Annotated in this window: 12 protein-coding genes; 8 read left to right on the top strand and 4 right to left on the bottom strand. The window is 47.5% G+C overall.

Going from position 1 to position 18,044, the window contains the following annotated elements; translation table 11 throughout:
• Nucleotides 1–15 precede the first annotated feature (15 nt).
• Both ACUJFK_RS02390 and ACUJFK_RS02395 read left to right on the top strand, forming a co-directional pair.
• A complete protein-coding gene (locus ACUJFK_RS02390) occupies nt 16–2,724 on the top strand; it encodes a TonB-dependent receptor (protein WP_445425960.1) in 2,709 nt (902 codons plus the stop codon).
• 81 nt (nt 2,725–2,805) lie between these two features.
• The gene (locus ACUJFK_RS02395; protein WP_445426749.1) at nt 2,806–4,305 is read left to right on the top strand and encodes a tryptophan halogenase family protein; all 1,500 of its coding nucleotides are present in this window, start codon (nt 2,806–2,808) and stop codon (nt 4,303–4,305) included.
• On the opposite strand, the gene ACUJFK_RS02400 is transcribed toward ACUJFK_RS02395, so the two are convergent.
• Together ACUJFK_RS02400 and ACUJFK_RS02405 are read right to left on the bottom strand one after the other, a co-directional pair.
• The gene (locus ACUJFK_RS02400) at nt 4,262–4,444 is read right to left on the bottom strand and encodes a hypothetical protein (protein WP_445425961.1); all 183 of its coding nucleotides are present in this window, start codon (nt 4,442–4,444) and stop codon (nt 4,262–4,264) included. The two genes, ACUJFK_RS02395 and ACUJFK_RS02400, sit on opposite strands and share 44 nt — an antisense overlap.
• Nucleotides 4,445–4,509: 65 nt before the next feature.
• Nucleotides 4,510–5,931 carry a hypothetical protein gene (locus ACUJFK_RS02405; RefSeq protein WP_445425962.1) on the bottom strand — a complete coding sequence of 474 codons (1,422 nt, stop codon included), beginning with the start codon at nt 5,929–5,931 and terminating at the stop codon, nt 4,510–4,512.
• Nucleotides 5,932–6,207: 276 nt separating this feature from the next.
• On the opposite strand from ACUJFK_RS02405, the gene ACUJFK_RS02410 reads away from it, so the two are divergent.
• The 5 genes from ACUJFK_RS02410 to ACUJFK_RS02430 all read left to right on the top strand — a co-directional run bounded on the left by ACUJFK_RS02410 (nt 6,208) and on the right by ACUJFK_RS02430 (nt 15,169).
• Nucleotides 6,208–7,464, top strand: coding sequence for a DEAD/DEAH box helicase (locus ACUJFK_RS02410; protein ID WP_445425963.1), 1,257 nt, complete (start codon nt 6,208–6,210; stop codon nt 7,462–7,464).
• A 110-nt stretch (nt 7,465–7,574) separates the two neighbouring features.
• Entirely contained in the window at nt 7,575–8,783 is a 1,209-nt protein-coding gene (locus ACUJFK_RS02415; RefSeq protein WP_445425964.1) for an EAL and HDOD domain-containing protein, read from the top strand.
• Nucleotides 8,784–8,884: 101 nt separating this feature from the next.
• Nucleotides 8,885–10,792 carry an alpha-amylase family glycosyl hydrolase gene (locus ACUJFK_RS02420; protein WP_445425965.1) on the top strand — a complete coding sequence of 636 codons (1,908 nt, stop codon included), beginning with the start codon at nt 8,885–8,887 and terminating at the stop codon, nt 10,790–10,792.
• Nucleotides 10,793–10,801: 9 nt separating this feature from the next.
• Nucleotides 10,802–13,240, top strand: a complete 2,439-nt coding sequence (locus ACUJFK_RS02425) for a TIM-barrel domain-containing protein (RefSeq protein ID WP_445425966.1) — start codon at nt 10,802–10,804, stop codon at nt 13,238–13,240.
• A gap of 66 nt (nt 13,241–13,306) precedes the next feature.
• Complete coding sequence (locus ACUJFK_RS02430) at nt 13,307–15,169, top strand: glycoside hydrolase family 13 protein (RefSeq protein WP_445425967.1); 1,863 nt, start codon at nt 13,307–13,309, stop codon at nt 15,167–15,169.
• 42 nt (nt 15,170–15,211) lie between these two features.
• Here the strand turns inward: ACUJFK_RS02430 and ACUJFK_RS02435 are convergent, their stop codons facing one another.
• A complete protein-coding gene (locus ACUJFK_RS02435) occupies nt 15,212–16,012 on the bottom strand; it encodes a sulfite exporter TauE/SafE family protein (protein ID WP_226750472.1) in 801 nt (266 codons plus the stop codon).
• A 51-nt stretch (nt 16,013–16,063) separates the two neighbouring features.
• The gene (locus tag ACUJFK_RS02440; protein WP_306177348.1) at nt 16,064–17,068 is read right to left on the bottom strand and encodes a TDT family transporter; all 1,005 of its coding nucleotides are present in this window, start codon (nt 17,066–17,068) and stop codon (nt 16,064–16,066) included.
• A 96-nt stretch (nt 17,069–17,164) separates the two neighbouring features.
• Between ACUJFK_RS02440 and ACUJFK_RS02445 the strand changes: the two genes are divergently transcribed.
• Nucleotides 17,165–18,022 (top strand): LysR substrate-binding domain-containing protein, encoded by an 858-nt coding sequence (locus ACUJFK_RS02445; RefSeq protein WP_445425968.1) that lies wholly within the window; start codon nt 17,165–17,167, stop codon nt 18,020–18,022.
• The last annotated feature ends 22 nt before the right edge of the window (nt 18,023–18,044 follow it).

Below are 18,044 nucleotides of genomic sequence, written 5' to 3' on the forward strand. Positions count from 1 at the left end.
GGGGAAGGTAGGGTTATGAATAAATTTAAACTCAGTATGCTGACATTGGCGTTAACGGCAGCGGGCAGCAGCTCAATGGTGTTGGCACAAGAGGCGACAGACGCACAAGCTGCTCAAGCGCAAGAAGAAGCGATTGAAGTGATTTCAGTACGTGGTTTTCGCCGCAGCTTACAAGAGTCTCAGAACATTAAGATGTTCAATAGTTCAATTGTAGAAGCGGTTTCTGCAGAAGATATTGGTAAGTTACCTGACGTCAGTATTGCTGAATCATTAGCTCGCTTACCCGGTTTAACGGCACAGCGTTTAAATGGTCGCAGCCAGGTCATCAGTATCCGTGGTTTAGCTCCCGATTTCTCTACTGCGTTATTAAATGGCCGTGAGCAAGTGAGCTCAGGCGACAACCGCGGCGTCGAGTTTGACCAGTATCCCTCTGAATTACTCAGTGGCGTGGTCGTTTATAAAACGCCAGACGCGGCTTTACTGGGCCAAGGTTTAGCCGGTACGGCGGATATGCGTTTGGTTAGCCCATTAACACACGGTGAAACCACGGTAGTGGTGAACGCGCGTTACGAATGGAGCCAAATTGATGCGTTAAATGCCGGTGCCGATGACACGGGTAAACGTTTTAGCATCTCTTATATCGACCAATTTGCCGATAACACCATTGGCGTGGCCTTAGGTTATGCCAACATGTCTAACCCAGTGCAAATCGAGCGGTTTGAAGCATGGGGTTATGCTGATACAGCGGATGGCAATAAAGTGATCGGCGGCGGTAAAGTGTATGCAAACTCTAACTTATTAGAGCGCGACGGTTTTATCGGCGTGTTAGAATACAAGCCTAGCGATAAATTCAGCAGCACCCTTGATTTCTATTACTCACAGTTTGATGAAACGCAGCGCACCAGCTTTATTGAGTTACCCTTATTTTGGGGTGGCGCACCACTGGTTAATGCAACGGTAGAAAACGGTTTAGTGACCTCAGGTGGCTATACTGGCGTAAAAGGCATTGTGCGTAACCACGGCAACTACCGCGAAAGTGAATTGTTCTCGTTGGGTTGGAAAAACGAGTTCAAGTTATCTGATCGTTGGGATGCTACGTTAGATATTAGTCACTCATCCTTAGACCGTACCGATTTAATTTTAGAATCAGATGCCGGTACTGGCCCTGCTGGAACAGGCGCTTTAGATAACTTATCTTTCGCCATGGGCCCGAATGGCCCTGTCTTTAACACTACGCTTAACTATGCTGATCCCAGCTTAATTTTACTCACCAGCCCGCAAGGTTGGGGTGGCGATATTATCCCTGGCGGACAGTTAGGTTATTTCAACTCACCTGGTATTACCGATGATTTGAATCAGCTGCGTTTTAGTGCACAAACCATGCTAGAAAGCGAAAACTTCGATTCATTAGAAGTCGGTATTAACTACAGCAACCGTGAAAAAGACAAGCAAGCTAACGAGTTCTTCCTGGCATTACCTAATGGCGCCTTATCTGCGCCGATCCCGAACGTGGCTGGCACAACCAGCTTAGCCGCTTTCGGTATTCCAGGCATGGTGAGCTATGATCCGCGCGAGTTGATTGATACCGGTGCGCTCGTCAAAGTGCGTAACCCCAATGCTGACGTTTTGATTAAAGATTGGAACGTAGAAGAAGACGTGATCACCGGTTATATCAAAGTGGGTATTAACAGCCGTATTGGTGAAATCCCCGTCACCGGTAATGTGGGTACGCAATTAGTGCACACTGACCAATCTTCTTTCGCGTTAGCGGCGTCAGGCTCAGGTATTAACGTATCGTCCTTCCGTTTAGACGGTGGCGATAAATACTGGGAAGTACTGCCTAGCTTAAACCTGAATTTTGAAGTAGGTATGGCGAAATATGTCCGTGTTGGTTTAGCGCGGACCATGGCGCGGGCGCGGATGGATCAGATGCGGGCGAGCCAAGATTTCGGCTTCAACCCTGCACTGAATAACGCACAAGCAACGCCAGAGCAAAATTCTCCTTGGAGCGCTAGTGGTGGTAACCCTGCCTTACGCCCTTGGATTGCTAATTCACTGGATGTCTCTTACGAGCAGTACTTTGACAACAGCATGGGTTATGTGGCCATTGCTGCTTTCTACAAAGATTTAGAAAGCTACATCTATGATCAGCGAGTGATCCAAGACTTTACTGGTTTCCCATCAGGTGGCGAAGTGCCGGTGATTAACCAAGGTATTGCGACGACACCACAAAATGGTGAAGGCGGTCGGATCAACGGTTTAGAATTTACCTTATCGGCTAGCGGCGGCATGCTAACGCCAGCGTTAGACAACTTTGGTGCGGTATTAACGGGTTCTTGGACTGATAGTAATATTAAAGCGAATCCCGATGATCCTGCTACGCCGTTACCCGGTTTATCAGAGAAAGTGGCTAACTTAACGTTCTACTACGAAAACGAAGGCTTCTCTGCGCGGATCAGCAGCCGTTACCGTTCAGACTTCTTAGGTGAAATCTCTGGCTTTGGTAATGGTCGTAACTTACGTATGATTGAAGCAGAAACCGTCGTGGATGCTCAGTTAAGCTACAGCTTCTCGGGTGACTATGAAGGTCTGACCTTGTTACTGCAAGCGAACAACATTACCGATGAACCTTTTGTGCGGGTTGAAGGTGATGACACGCGTCGCGTGATTGAGTATCAGCGCTACGGTCGCTCATTTATGGCCGGTGTGTCGTATAAGTTTTAATAAAGTCTAACTGACTAAGCCGCCCCTGCTGTTATCATCGATAACCAGGGGCTTTTTTATCATGGAGACAACAGACGGATGATGCAGCAAGGCGCGATTAAAAAAGTATTAATTGTTGGCGGTGGTACAGCAGGCTGGATGTCAGCAGCTATGCTGGCAAGGTTTATGGGCCAACAAGTACAAATCCAACTTATTGAATCTGATGCTATTGCCACTGTTGGTGTGGGCGAAGCAACCATTCCGGCCATTCAACACTTTAATGCGGCGCTCGGTATTAACGAAGCCGAGTTTTTGCAAGCCACCAAGGGCACCATCAAATTAGGCATACAATTTGAGAATTGGGGCAAGCCGGGCGACAGTTACATGCATGCCTTTGGCCCGATCGGCAAACCCTTAGGGTTTACCTCGTTTCATCATTTTTGGTTAGCGGCACGTGCTCGCGGTGATCGCCGCAGTTTTTGGGAGTTTTCATTAAATTATCAGGCCGCGCGTGCCGGTAAATACCAGCCTTTAGCGCAGATCCCGAATACGCCCTTACAAGGTTTAGTGCATGCCTATCATTTTGACGCCGGTTTATATGCCGCTTTTTTACGCCAATACAGTGAGCGCTTAGGCGTTAGCCGCACCGAAGGCACTATCGCTGCGGTAACCCAGCATCCTTCTGAGGCAATTGCAGAGGTGGTATTAACCGATGGCCAAAAGTTGGCAGCCGATTTATTTATTGATTGTTCGGGCAGTCGCGCTTTATTAATTGGGCAGCAATTAGCCGTAGGCTATGAAGATTGGCAACACTGGTTGCCTTGTGACAGCGCTTTAGCGGTACCATCAGCCGCAACACAACCTATTTTACCGTACACGCGCGCTATCGCCCGAGATGCTGGATGGCAATGGCGTATTCCGTTACAGCATCGAACCGGTAATGGCTTGGTGTACAGCAGCCAATTTTTAAGCGATGAACAAGCACAGCACACTTTAATGGATCATTTAGATGCACCGGCCTTAGCCGATCCGCGCAAAATTAGCTTTGTAACGGGCCGGCGTAAACAGCAATGGCAGCACAACTGTGTGGCGATTGGCTTATCAAGTGGCTTTCTCGAACCGTTAGAATCGACCAGTATTCATCTGATCCAAAGTGCCATAGTGCGCTTAGTACAGTGCTTTCCTACTTCGGTGGATATGGCTAAATTACGCCAAGAATATAATCGGCAATCCGCTGAGGAATACGTTGCTATCCGTGATTTTATTATTCTGCATTATCATTTAAATCAGCGCACTGATCAGGGCTTGTGGCAATATTGTCAGCAAATGACCTTGCCTGATTCGCTGGCGCAACGTATAGCGCTGTTTGCTGAAAATGCTGCCGTGTTTCGTCAACAAGATGAGTTATTTACCGAAGTCGCTTGGCAGCAAGTGATGCTAGGGCAACATGTCTTACCTAAGCACTATCATCCCTTGGCGGAAAGTTTGTCAGCTGGGCAGTTAACCGGCTTTTTAGATGATATCCAGTTAATTATGCAGCGCACCGCAGCCCAACTACCTAGTCACCAACAATTTTTGCAGCGAAGCGCGGCCGGGCAGTAAAGGCTAAACGTTGATGCTGACAGCGTGCTGTTAAAGAAACGGGTAACAGTACATAACCGTGCTGAGGAAAAGCCGCTAATGTGGGATGGATAATGCCATCAAAGTAAGAGAAAGTCACCGTACTGGCAGTAGACGACATACCGTCTGTATGTTGTCTACTGCGTTTAAATACAGCGTAAAAGCGGCGAAAACCTGAATTTTTACTTAGTTTTGTTTTAAATGAACAGTTTGCCATAGGTTCTGGTTTTCTGGCACGCTAAAGAAGCTTTCTGGATACCAGCACTTAGGCAAGAGCACATTCATGTAGTTCTCTTCGCCGTCTTTAAACAGTATATTTAGCAACTCTTTTAACCGCTCTTCTGGCAGCCGCTTTAAACGGTCTCGCGCGGGTTTAAAAAATAAATTCAGCTCGCTGCTTAAACTAATATTATGCCCCGTATTGCGATATTGCATATTACGGCTCACTACACGACAGCCAGGTTGATCCGGTTTTTCGGGATAAAGGGTGTTCACAATGGCAAACTCATATTTCATTTGTGGTTTACCATCATCACCCAGAGGCGTGAACACTACGCCATAGCCTTGCGGGAACAAACCAACAATCCGAAACAGCCTGTCAACTAACACGCCATGGTAATCACCACGTTGCACACCATCTCGCATTAACAATGCTGCTTTAGGTAAGGCATCATAGTTATAGCGCGGCCGGCCCGGTAAGGCGACAGAGGCATAAGCTTGCGGCACTTTAAATAAGCTGCCTAGCGGGGTATTGGGTTTGGCACTAATAAAACGTTGTAATTGTTTTAATAAGCGTACGTGTTGCTGTTGATGTAAATCACGTTCTTCGCGTTTATTACCTCTATAAGGTAATTCGCCCAGGCCATATTTTAATAAGTCGAGGCTGCCGGTAAGGCAATGGCTTAATAACTCTTGCCGTTGCTCCTGAGTCAAGGCTCGCTCGGCCTTGTCACCACCATTTTGTTTGGCAAGCAATTGCTGTGCTGGTAAACACATTAAGCCCGCATGTTGAATGATACAGCCCATCACTATCGGTATTTGCAGCTTTTGCCGATAGGGGCAGTCTGTTAAAGAGCCCACATTGCGTTCTTGATACCACTCTTGCCAAAGTGGTTCTTTTAAGATGTTTTGTTCTAGTAAGTCTTCTAACAAGCGCAAGGTAAGTAAGGCGCGATAACAAGGTTTATAGGCGTTTTCCAGTAAGAGCGTTTTGCGTTTATTTGAGCTTGCAGTCATTAACAAACCACCAAGCAAGCGAGCACTAGCCGTTTGTGTTTCGAGCGGCGTGGTACCTTCACTCAGTTTTAGCAGGGCTTCTGCGGCTTGGCGCAACAACGTCCAACACCGGATACGTCGCTTTTCGTCTTCAAATTGCAAATCAGTAAAAAGGCTACGGTTTTTGCGTTGAACCTCGGCAATATCACCCGCTTGTTGACTTTGCTTCCAAACAAGTTCCGCTTGATGTAAAGCACGTTGTTGTTCTTGATATTGCGCAAAAAAATCTACCGCCTCGTTATAAAAACAAGCTTGCTGAGTGCTATAAAACTGTGCCAATAGCTGCTCAAGGTTCCGCACAAAAACCGATTTTTTGGGAAGCGCAAGATTCAAAACTAAGCCCCGATATGAGTTGATTTATAAAACAAAATACCATTCCCGATCTAGGCTGCAAAGTAGCAATAGAGCAAAAGTTGAAATTAAAAAACATTTTGTTTTTACGAAAAAGTTATTTTCTGCACGATTCACCGCATAATTACCAATTAACGGGACTAAGTAAGTGATTTACTCGTTTTTTGCTGCAATTTCATGTAAGCTGCGCGCCCTTCATTTGGAAGGGTACTGCAGCTGCGGGCAGAGATTTTCGCAGCGACAATTGCGGGACTACGCATGCAATTTACAGATTTACCGTTATCGGCTGACATTTTAAAAGCTGTAGCAGAAAAAGGTTACACCACACCATCTCCTATCCAGCAACAAGCTATTCCTGCCGTTTTGGCGGGGCGCGATCTGATGGCGGCGGCGCAAACGGGTACCGGTAAGACGGCCGGTTTCACCTTACCGTTATTACAATTGTTGGAAGAAGGTCGCAAGCAAGGGCGCAAAGTACAACCGAATCAGGTACGTGCCTTGATCCTAACGCCGACCCGTGAGTTAGCGGCGCAAATTGCAGAAAACGTGGCGTTATATGGTAAATATTTACCACTTCGAAGCACCTTAGTATTTGGCGGCGTTAAAATTAATCCGCAGATGATGGCGCTACGCAAAGGCGTTGATATCCTGATTGCGACCCCAGGTCGTTTAATGGATTTATATCAGCAAAATGCCGTGCGGTTTAATCAATTAGAAGTGCTAGTTTTAGACGAAGCTGACCGTATGCTCGATATGGGCTTTATTCGCGATATTAAAAAAATCTTAGCATTATTACCGCCTAAGCGGCAAAATCTGTTGTTTTCGGCGACGTTCTCTAACGAAATCCGTACTTTGGCTAAAGGCCTGTTAAACGACCCATTAGAAGTGACGGTAACTCCGCCAAACAGTACGGTCGAGCGCATCGAACAGTGGCTGTATCCGGTAGATAAAAGCCAAAAAGCTGCCTTGCTCATTCAACAAATTAACGAGCATAAATGGCAGCAGGTATTGGTGTTTACCAAAACCAAACACGGCGCCAACAAGCTAACGCTACAATTAGAAAAAGCGGGCATCACGGCTATGGCTATCCATGGTAATAAAAGCCAAAACGCCCGCACCAAAGCCCTCGCTGAATTTAAAGCGGGCGGAGTACGGGTGTTAGTGGCGACTGATATCGCCGCCCGTGGTTTAGATATTCAGCAACTGCCACAAGTCGTCAACTTTGAATTACCCAATGTTCCTGAAGACTACGTGCACCGCATAGGCCGCACAGGTCGCGCTGGCGCCGCAGGTTTAGCGGTGTCATTAGTGTGTGCAGAAGAGTTAAAAGAGTTGGTGGGTATTGAGCGGTTAATTAAGCAACTACTGCCAAGACAGATGATTGCCGGTTTTACGCCACAGCAACCGTTACCGGTTACCACGACTAACAGCAAAGCGCCTCGGGCCGTTGCAGCAAAAAGACCGCAGGCACGTGATCACCGAGCGGGTCAGCGCAGCGCTTCACAAAAACACTAAAGCCTTACTTTTTTGTGTACATTATGCGCAGCGGATTTATTCTGCTGCGCTCTTGTGCTAATAGCGTTAAAGTTTATACTCATCAAAAGTAGTGCTTAGAGTTATTGAATATGTATGGTTTTATTGCAAGGCAACCCATCTTTAATGTCTCAAGGGAAACAATCGGTTACGAGCTGTTATTTCGTGATGGCGAAGCCAATGCCTTTCCTAATATTAACGCTGACGAGGCCACTTCTAAACTCCTGATGCAACATCATTTATTGATGGGCGTCGAAAAAGTCGCCGCCAATAAACTGGCTTTTATCAATTTCTCTGAAGATACCTTGATTTACCATTTTCCGACATCAATTCGCCCAGAAGGCATGGTGATTGAAGTATTAGAATCGGTACCTGCGACTGAGGAGCTGCTGCATACTTTAAAATTTTTACATAGTCGCGGTTATAAATTGGCATTAGATGATCACGATTTCGATCCGAAATGGCAACCTTTCTTACCCTACATTACTTATTTAAAAGTCGATATTCAGCAGTTTAATATGCTGCAAATTAGCCGCCAATTGCGCGAGTTAAAACAGTTTCCGTTAATTTTGTTAGCCGAGCGTGTAGAAACCGCTGAACAATTTGAGCAGTTAAAGGTTTTGGGTTTTCATTTGTTTCAAGGCTATTTATTCGCTCGCCCAGAGATGATGAAGCATAAACAATTACCGGTAAACAAAACGACCTTATTGGAGTTAATTGCTGAAGCTTCATCCAGCAAAATGAATTTTAATCGGCTAGCCGAGTGTTGTCAGCGCGATGTGGGCTTATCTTATAAATTGCTGAGTTTTATTAATAATTCCGGGCCCATGCGTGCAGAAAAAATTTCTTCCTTAAAGCATGCCATGGTCTTTATGGGCGAAACGGAATTAAAGAAATTTATTTCGTTGTTAGCGTTAGCCAATTTAGCGGATGGCGGCATTGATGAGCGGATCACCCAATCTTTAGTGCGGGCTTACTTTTGCGGGCAGCTCGCCAAACAAAAAAATCTGCCCGACAATCCGCCGAGCGCATTTTTGACTGGGCTGTTTTCAAATGTGCATGAAATAGTCGAGCAACCGCTAGCCGAGTTATTGCAACAATTACCGCTATTAGACAATGTAAAACAAGCACTGTTAACAAGAAAAGGCGTGTTAGGGCAGTTCTTGCAATTAATCGAAGCCTTTGAACAAGCTGATTGGCCAAGAATGGAGCAACTAAAACAGGCACTTGATCCACTGACCGACTTGCAGGAGCTTTACCAAGAAGCGGTGCTCTGGACCGAACAGGTACTTCAACCATAAAACGCGGATGCATGCTTGCATACGTATGCACCAAAAAAAGGCAATGCTTGCGTCCAAAATTGCGGTAACTTATTGGGATCAACCCAATAGGTAGCAGCAAAATGATAAAAACCCTTCGCTTATTGAGCTTGGCGGCACTCGCAGTGTTAGTCGCCTGTGAAAAAGCCCCCACACCTGAATTGCATACTGCAACACCGCCAGCTGTGGTCAACAGCGCTTCAGAACAGACTACTGCTCAGGGCAAAGCGGTGGTATATCAAGTTTTTACCCGGTTGTTTGGTAATACCAACACCACCAATAAACCTTGGGGCAGCATCGCCGACAATGGCGTGGGTAAGTTTAATGACATTACCGACCAGGCCCTTAGCGAAATTTATGCCCTTGGCGTGACGCATATCTGGTATACCGGCGTACCGTATCATGCCGTGATTAATGATTACACCGCCTATGGCATTAGCTTAGATGATCCTGATGTGGTGAAAGGCCGCGCCGGTTCGCCGTATGCGGTAAAAGATTATTACAGTGTGAATCCTGATTTAGCGGTTGATCCTGCTGAGCGTTTACAAGAATTCCAAGCGTTGATTGCGCGTACTCACCAGCATGGCATGCAGGTGTTAATTGATATTGTACCCAATCATGTGGCGCGCTCTTATCAGTCGCTGGCGAAACCTGCTGGCGTGGCTGATTTTGGCGCGAATGATGATACCAGTGAGGTCTATGCGCGAGACAATAACTTTTACTATGTGCCTGGCGAAGCCTTTCAAGTACCTGACTGGCCAGCTGATTATCAAGTGTTAGGGGGGCAAGCGCATCCGTTGGCTGATGGCCAATTTAACGAAAATCCGGCGAAATGGACAGGTAATGGTGCACGAGCGGCCAAACCCGCCTTTGATGATTGGTATGAAACGGTCAAAATCAATTATGGTGTGCGGCCTGATGGCAGTTATGATTTTGACCGCTTGCCGGCTGATTATGCGCAGAAAGATTGGCAAGCGCATTACCAGTTTTGGCAAGGTAAGTCAGTGCCTGACTCTTGGTTAAAATTCCGTGATATTACGCAATATTGGCTGCAACTGGGTGTTGATGGCTTTCGTTATGATATGGCCGAAATGGTGCCCGTTGAGTTTTGGAGTTATTTAAACGCACATATCAAACACACTAATTCGCAAGCATTTTTACTTGCAGAAGTGTATCAGCCGGCGCTATATCGCGACTATATTCAGTTAGGTTTAATGGACTATTTGTATGACAAGGTCGAATTTTACGACAGCTTAAAATTAGTGATGCAAGGCAAAGGACCTACCTCAGCCTTAGTGCAGGTGCAGCAGCGCATGGCGGATATTGAACACCATATGCTGCATTTTTTAGAAAATCATGACGAGCAGCGCATTGCCAGCCCCGAGTTTGCTGGAGATGCGCGTAAAGGCATGCCAGCCATGGTGGTCTCAACATTAATTAGTAGTTCACCCACTATGTTGTATTTTGGCCAAGAAGTCGGTGAGCCGGCGAGTGAAGATGCCGGTTTTGGCAAAGCCAGCCGCACCACGATTTTTGATTATTGGGGCGTACCGCATCATCAGCGCTGGGTGAATGGCGGGAAGTTTGATGGTGGCGCATTGACGCCCGCCGAAATGAACTTGCGGCATTTTTATCAACGCTTGCTTAGCTTTAGTCGCGATGCGCCGGCATTAAACGGTGATTATGTGGAATTGCATACGCTAAATTTAGCGGCAGGCAGTGCTTATTCCGAGCAGCAATTGGCTTTTGCACGGTTTTCTAACGAACAACAATTGGTGGTGGTGAGCCATTTCAATGCCACAGAGTCAGTCGAATTTCAGCTGCAATTACCTCGCACGCTCATGCAGCGATGGCAATTAGCCGATGGCAAATATGCATTACATGAACAGTTAACGGGTGTAAACCATGAACTAGTAGTGACCAATGGTGAAGGCCGTATTGCGGTGAAGTTGGCACCACTGGGTTCTTTGGTATATCAATTGGTGCGTTAAGGAAAAACTATGCAACGTTATTTTCAATGGTTGGTGTGTAGTGCGCTGCTGTTTGCCTCGCTGCTACTCGGCGCGGCGGAACATTATCAATCACATCGGGTTAATGATAACCAGCTTATTTTAACCACCGACCGTGGCCAAGTGAGCGTGCGCTTTCAACACGAAGCGGCGGTTGAAGTGTGGTATCAGCCGGAAGGGCGGCAGCAGTTGCCATCACTGATTTTAGCCGATAAGGCGCATGCAGTCGCACTAACCTTGCAGCAACAACCAGAGCAGCTGATCATGCAAAGCGCCCGCTTGCGGGTCGAAATACAAAAAAGCCCACTGACATTACGTTTTTATCAAGGTGAGCAGTTACTGACTGAAGATATTGCGGGTTTACTGCAACCCGACGCTACAAAAATTGCTTTTAAGTTTCGCTTAACGCCCGAAGAGATGTTATTTGGCGGTGGCCAGCGCGTGCTAGGTATGGATCGCCGTGGCCATAAATTACCGCTGTATAACAAAGCACATTATGGTTATAGCACCGAATCAGACCAGATGTATTTTAGTTTGGCTGGGGTGATGTCGAGTAAAAACTACATGCTGCTATTTGATAATGGTGCTAGCGGCGAGTTGGATCTGGGCCATAGCCAAGCCGATACCTTGGCTTTTCAAGCCGAAGGTGGCCGTAGTGCTTATATCGTGGTGGCAGGGCAAAATACGCCAGAGCTGATTGCTAACTACACTGCGGCCAGCGGTCAGGCACCGTTACCGGCGCGTTGGACTTTAGGCAATTATGCGTCGCGTTTTGGTTATCGTACAGAAGCCGAAGCGCGTGATGTGGTGCAAAAATTTCGTGAGCTAAACTTACCACTAGATGCCATCGTCATTGATCTATATTGGTTTGGTAAAGACATTCAAGGCCATATGGGCAACTTGGCTTGGGATAAACAGGCGTTTCCTACACCCGAGCACATGCTGGCTGACTTTGCCGCCGATGGCATAAAAACCATTTTGGTTACTGAGCCATTTATCTTAACCAGTTCCAAGCGTTGGCAGCAAGCCGTTGACGCCGGTGCTATAGCCTTGGGCCCCGATGGCAAGCCAAACACCTTTGATTTTTATTTTGGCAATACCGGCTTAATTGATGTGTTTAAACCGGAAGCGTCAAGTTGGTTTTGGGGTATTTATCGTGATCTACTGGCGCAAGGGGTTGGTGGTATTTGGGGCGACTTAGGTGAGCCTGAAGTGCACCCGGCGGATACCCAGCATCAGTTACCTGGGATCGGTAGTGTGACGGCCAATGAGGTACACAATGCCTATGGTCAGCGCTGGGCAGAATTAGTCTATCAAGGCTATCGGCAAGATTTCCCCGAGCAGCGGCCTTTTATTATGATGCGTGCCGGGAATCTTGGTTCGCAGCGTTATGGCATGGTGCCTTGGACCGGCGATGTCGACCGCAGTTGGGGTGGGTTAAAGCCACAAGTTGAGCTGGCACTACAAATGGGCTTATTTGGTTTTGGCTATATTCATTCTGATCTGGGTGGTTTTGCCGGCGGTGAGCAGTTTGATGCGGAGCTGTATATTCGCTGGCTGCAGTACGGTGTGTTTCAGCCAGTTTATCGGCCACATGCGCAAGAACATATTGCCCCTGAGCCGGTATTTCACAGTGATGAGGTCATTGACACTCTGCGCCCCTGGCTAAACTTACGTTATAAACTGCTGCCCTATAACTACACGCTGGCCTATCAACATAGCCAAACGGGGATACCCCTGATGCGGCCGTTGTTTTTCCTTGATGAAAGCAATGCATCGTTACGTACTGAGACCAACAGTTACTTGTGGGGGGATGCTTTTTTAGTCGCGCCGGTAACAGATCCGGGTGTTACGCAGTGGCCGGTGAATGTGCCTGCTGGCATTTGGTTTGATTTTTTTAACGAAGAACGCATTATTGGCGGCGAAGTTGTAAAGCGTCCAGTCACTCTGCAGACCATACCGGTGTTAGTCAAAGCCGGCAGTTTTATCCCGATGACGGCACCGATCCAGCGCACCGCAGATTACAGTAGCCAAGCGCTTACCCTACATTATTACGCGGATACCAGTGTAAGCTCGGCTAAAGGCCAGATGTTTGAAGATGACGGCGTAACGCCCGATTCGCTTGCCAAAGGCCAATATGAATTGCTGAGCTTTAACGCAGAGCACAGCAACGGCCAGCTGCTGTTTTCGTTGCAGCGCCAAGGTGGAGATTATCAGGGTAAACCCGCACAGCGCGAACTAACCTTAGTTGTACATAATCAACGTGGCAAACCAGACAAAATCTATGTCGATGGCCAGTATATTCCACTCGTCGCGCAACCACAGCGCTTTGCAAAAGGCCAGCAGTTGGCTTGGTACGATAAAGCGGCAAAAAAAGTGTATCTCAAACTCACGTGGCAGGCTGAGTTGAGTCAGATTGTCATTAAATAGTCTCAGTACTGATCACTAGCGCCGGTTTTATCTGGCGCTGTTTACTTAAACAGGAGCTCATCTTACATGCGCTTTTTGCTGCTTGCTGTCATTCTTCTTGGTTGTAACTTACCGCTTCACGCCAGCATGCCAACGTTACAACGGGTAGAGCCGTTAAATTGGTGGGTGGGCATGCAGCATCCAACGGTTGAACTGCTGTTATATGGTAAAAATATCAGTAGCTTAACACCTGCGTTAACTTACCCCGGGGTCACGATTAGCAAGGTCACGCGCACTGACAATCCCAACTATTTATTTGTGGAGCTCACTATCGCTGCTGAGGCAAAAGCCGGGCAGTTGCCGCTGCAACTAAAGCAGGGAGCAAAGGTAGCACTTCGCTATGATTATCCGCTGCTTTCGCGAGCGCTGGGTTCCGCGAAGCGGCAAGGCTTTAATGGCAGTGATGTGATTTATTTGCTTACCCCTGATCGTTTTGTCAACGGCGATCCGAGCAATGACAATGTACCCGCCATGCAAGAAGGTGTGGATCGTGCAAAGGATAATGGTCGTCATGGTGGCGATATCGCGGGTATGCAAGCGGCACTGCCGTATCTTGCAACCTTGGGTATTACGGCGGTGTGGCCCACACCGTTAACCGAAAATAACCAACCGGCGTATTCTTATCACGGTTATTCAGCCACCGATTTTTACCAAGTTGACCCACGCTTTGGCAGTAATGTGCAATTTCGTGACTTTGTCGCCGCTGCGAATCGTCGTGGCATTAAAGTGATTCAAGATATTATTGTTAATCATATCGGTAGTAAGCATTGGTGGCTGACCGATTTACCCACGCAAGATTGGTTTAATTTTCCAAGCGGTGATGCAAAGGGGCGCTTTGTGCCAACCAATCACAACCGCAGTACCATTCAAGACCCCTATGCCGCCGCAGGTGATCGCCAATTATTTACCGATGGTTGGTTTGTCGACAGCATGCCGGATTTAAATCAACGGCAACCACAATTAGCCACTTACCTGATTCAAAACAGTATTTGGTGGGTGGAATATGCCGGTTTATCAGGCATTCGTGAAGATACCTATTCTTATGCCGACAAAGCCTTTTTAAGCGAATGGGGCCGGCGCATTATGCAGGAATACCCGCACTTTAATATTGTTGGCGAAGAATGGAGCCCTAATCCATTGATCGTGTCGTATTGGCAGGCCGGTAAACAAAATAAAGACGGTTATGTCTCGCATACGCCGGCCATGTTGGATTTTCCGCTCTACGATGCCTTATTAAATGCCTTAGTGGAGCAAGAGAGCTGGAACAGTGGTTGGATCAGGCTGTATGAAATGCTCAGTAATGATCATGTGTATGCCGATCCCTTTAACTTGGTGATTTTTGAAGGTAATCATGACACAGCGCGGCTATTTTCAGTGTTCAATGAAGATATGGACTTGTATCGGATGGCACTGAGTTATCTGGTAACGATGCGCGGTATCCCGCAACTGTTTTACGGTACAGAATTAGCGATGACCAGCCCTCAACAGCGTGACGATGGCAAAGTGCGCGCTGACTTTCCGGGCGGCTGGGCCGGCGATCAGGTGAATGCGTTTACCGGTAAAGGTTTAAACACAACGCAGCGTCAGGCGCAGCAGCTAGTGAAAACGTTGCTGAATTGGCGTAAAACTGCGAGTGCGGTACATAACGGTAAATTAAAACATTTCGCGCCGGATCGCGGCACTTATACTTATTTTCGCTACAATGAGCAGCAGACGGTGATGGTGGTGCTGAATAAGCAACACGAGGCTGTGACACTGGATTTAGCGCGTTTTCGTGAAGTGCTAGCGACAGATAAAACCGCCACCAATGTGCTGACCGGTAACGTCGTGAGTTTGCAACAGCCACTGAATATTCCTGCGCGTGGGAGTGTTATCTTGGATATAAGATAAGGCGCTGAAAAATGGCTATTTATATACCCAGATATAGATAGCCTATAGCACGTACCAGAGCATTTTTAAGCTGAGTAAGATCAACAAAATAGCGAAGATTTTTCGCAAGGTGTTCACGGGTAATTTGTGTGCCAGTTTTGCGCCAATGCGAGCAGTAAAAAAACTGGCTGCAGAGATTAAAACAACGCCAGGTAAATACACTAAACCCACAGTGTAGGGTAAATCCAGCTGTGGTTGGGCGTTCAGTAAATAACCCGAGGCACCGGCTAACGAGATAGGTAAACCAATCGCCGCTGAGGTGCCAATGGCATACTTTAACGTGATGTTGCGCCAACTTAAATAGGGTACGGTGAGGGTGCCACCGCCAATGGATACCAAGGCTGAAATAGCGCCGACACCCGTACCTACTGCCGCTAACTCCAGTTTTCTGGGGTTTCTACTTTCAGCCACAATGGCTTTTTTCGGCCGCAGCATTTTTATCCCAATGTAACTCATAAAAATGGCAAAGAACACGGCGAGAGCGTAGCCACTGATCCGTGCTGCGACAAAGGTGGCGGCAAAAGAGCCGATAATCAGCCAAGGGGCCATCACTTTTACGATTGGCCAAAGTACACCGCCTTTGGCGTGATGCACGCGCAGGCTCGAAAGCGACGTCATCATGATAGATGTCATAGAGGTACCAAGGGCCAAGTGCACCACGTAATCGGGTGAGATCCCTTGTGCGACAAAAATACTGGTGAGCATAGGCACCATAATGCCGCCGCCGCCAATACCGAGTAAACCAGCCATAAAGCCAGCAAACACTCCCAAGGATACAAAAGCCAGTATCCATTCAATTGCCATGTATTAAGCCTTATTTAGGTTAGAGGTTGCGAACCGATCTGTTTTTATTCATTAATTTTTGCTGCTAGCAGATTCAACCAGTCTGTGTGTTTGCTTGGCTAGCGTATCTGGCCGCAGCGCTGCACTTTGTTGCCAGAGATAACCGGCAAAGCGAAAACTGACATATAAGGTTACCAGAGTTGCGATAACTAATTCCAGATAAGCGAGCTGCTGCAGTAATGCTGCGCTTTCAGGCTGTTGCCATAGCGCAAATTGTTCGCTGGCTTTAAACAGCGCCGTTGCGCCAATTACTAAGGGAAAGGTAAAAGCAGCAAAGCCGGGCGAAAACGGTAACCTTAATAAATATAGCATGGCCGCATAAATAATGCTGGTCATCACCAGTGCTAATATTAGCAAGCTCAGAACGATCATTGGTTGTGCTGGGCTGGTTAAACTGAGATAGCCGGTTAAGCATAAACTGGCCGGAGCCGCTAAAACCGCTAAACTCGGCCTTGCCGCTAACGGGACGCTACCGGCGAACAGCAAACGAATGATCACTAAAGGCAGTAATACGGCATAGCAGAGCAGTCCAAACCAAAAAATACCCTGTATGACATTTTCTGAAACGGCTGCAGGGCAGGTTACCACGGCAGTGACAATACCAATAGGCGGCACAAACCAACCGGGTAACAGCTGATTAAACTGTAAAGTGCCTACGCGATGCCAGATAAACGCCACCAGTAACCATAAATGCAACACCACAGCAATGGACCAAAGCCAACGCCCTAGGCTGCTCGGTAGCGCAGTGGCGATCACCATTAACGCCATGGCTGACGCAGGTAGTACAGCACCGAGTATCGGGTTCGCTAAATCTTCGCGTAGCAGCGCCGGTTGACGGATAAACTTAAACAGTAACAAACTAAGGCATACCAAGGCGAACAATGCCGCTGCGGTTTGCAGCGCGCCTTGTAATTGCAATGCTTTATCCCAGCACCAGCCCAAACTGGCTATGCCTAATGCTAACGCGGCCAAGGGGGTTGGAATGGCGCGAGTGAGATCAGTGCGATCGTTTGACATGTCATGGTTCCAATTTACAGAATGACGCTAGGATAGCGCTCACTTTTGCTTTAGCATATCTGAACGTTTTTAACCTAGCGTTAGGATAAACCGAACATGATTGCTATTCGAAAGCTGCAGGTATTTAGTTGTATTGCTCGGTTAGGGAATTTAAGCAGTGCGGCGAGCGAACTGTATTTAAGTAAGGCGGCGGTTTCGCAGGCCTTAAATGAATTAGAAGCGCAACTAGGTGCACCGCTGTTTGATCGGGTACACCCGCGCTTAAAACTCAATGAACAAGGGCGCTTATTACAGCCGTTAGCCGATGAAATTTTGGCCAGAGTGTCAGACATTGAACATCTATTTCAACAAAACACACCACAAGGCCAACTGAGCTTAGGAGCCAGCCAAACCATTGGTAATTATTTATTACCCCGCTTATTGAGCCAATTAGCGCCAGGGCAATTTAAAGTCAGTATCGACAATACCTATACGCTGTGTCAGCAAGTGCTGCAGTTTGAACTTGATTTAGCGCTGATCGAAGGAGATAACCCTTTCCCAGATTTGATCACACAACCGTGGCGGCAAGACGAAATGTATATTATTGCCAAAGCCGATCATCCGCTCGCCGGAACAACAGTGCACCACTATCACGCATTACAACAGCAAAGCTGGGTGTTACGCGAGGCGCACTCGGGCAGTCGAGCGCAGTTTGACCGCCATCTTGCCCCACATTTGCCGACGATCAAGGCGATTACCGAATTTAACTCGCCAGAGGCGATCATGCAGGCCGTTGAAGCAGGGCTGGGGTTGAGCTTTATTTCTGCCGCCGCGGCCGCCGATCGTTTGCACTATGGTCGGCTGGCGAAAATTACCTTACCGACGCCTTTTACGCGACAATTGCAGTTAGTTTGGCATAAACAAAAGTACCATTCGGTGTTAGCACGGCAATTTATCGCGCTTTGTCAGCCTTGAATAACGGATGGGTTGGCTTGCA

It is taken from the genome of Alishewanella sp. HL-SH06, assembly GCF_052656265.1.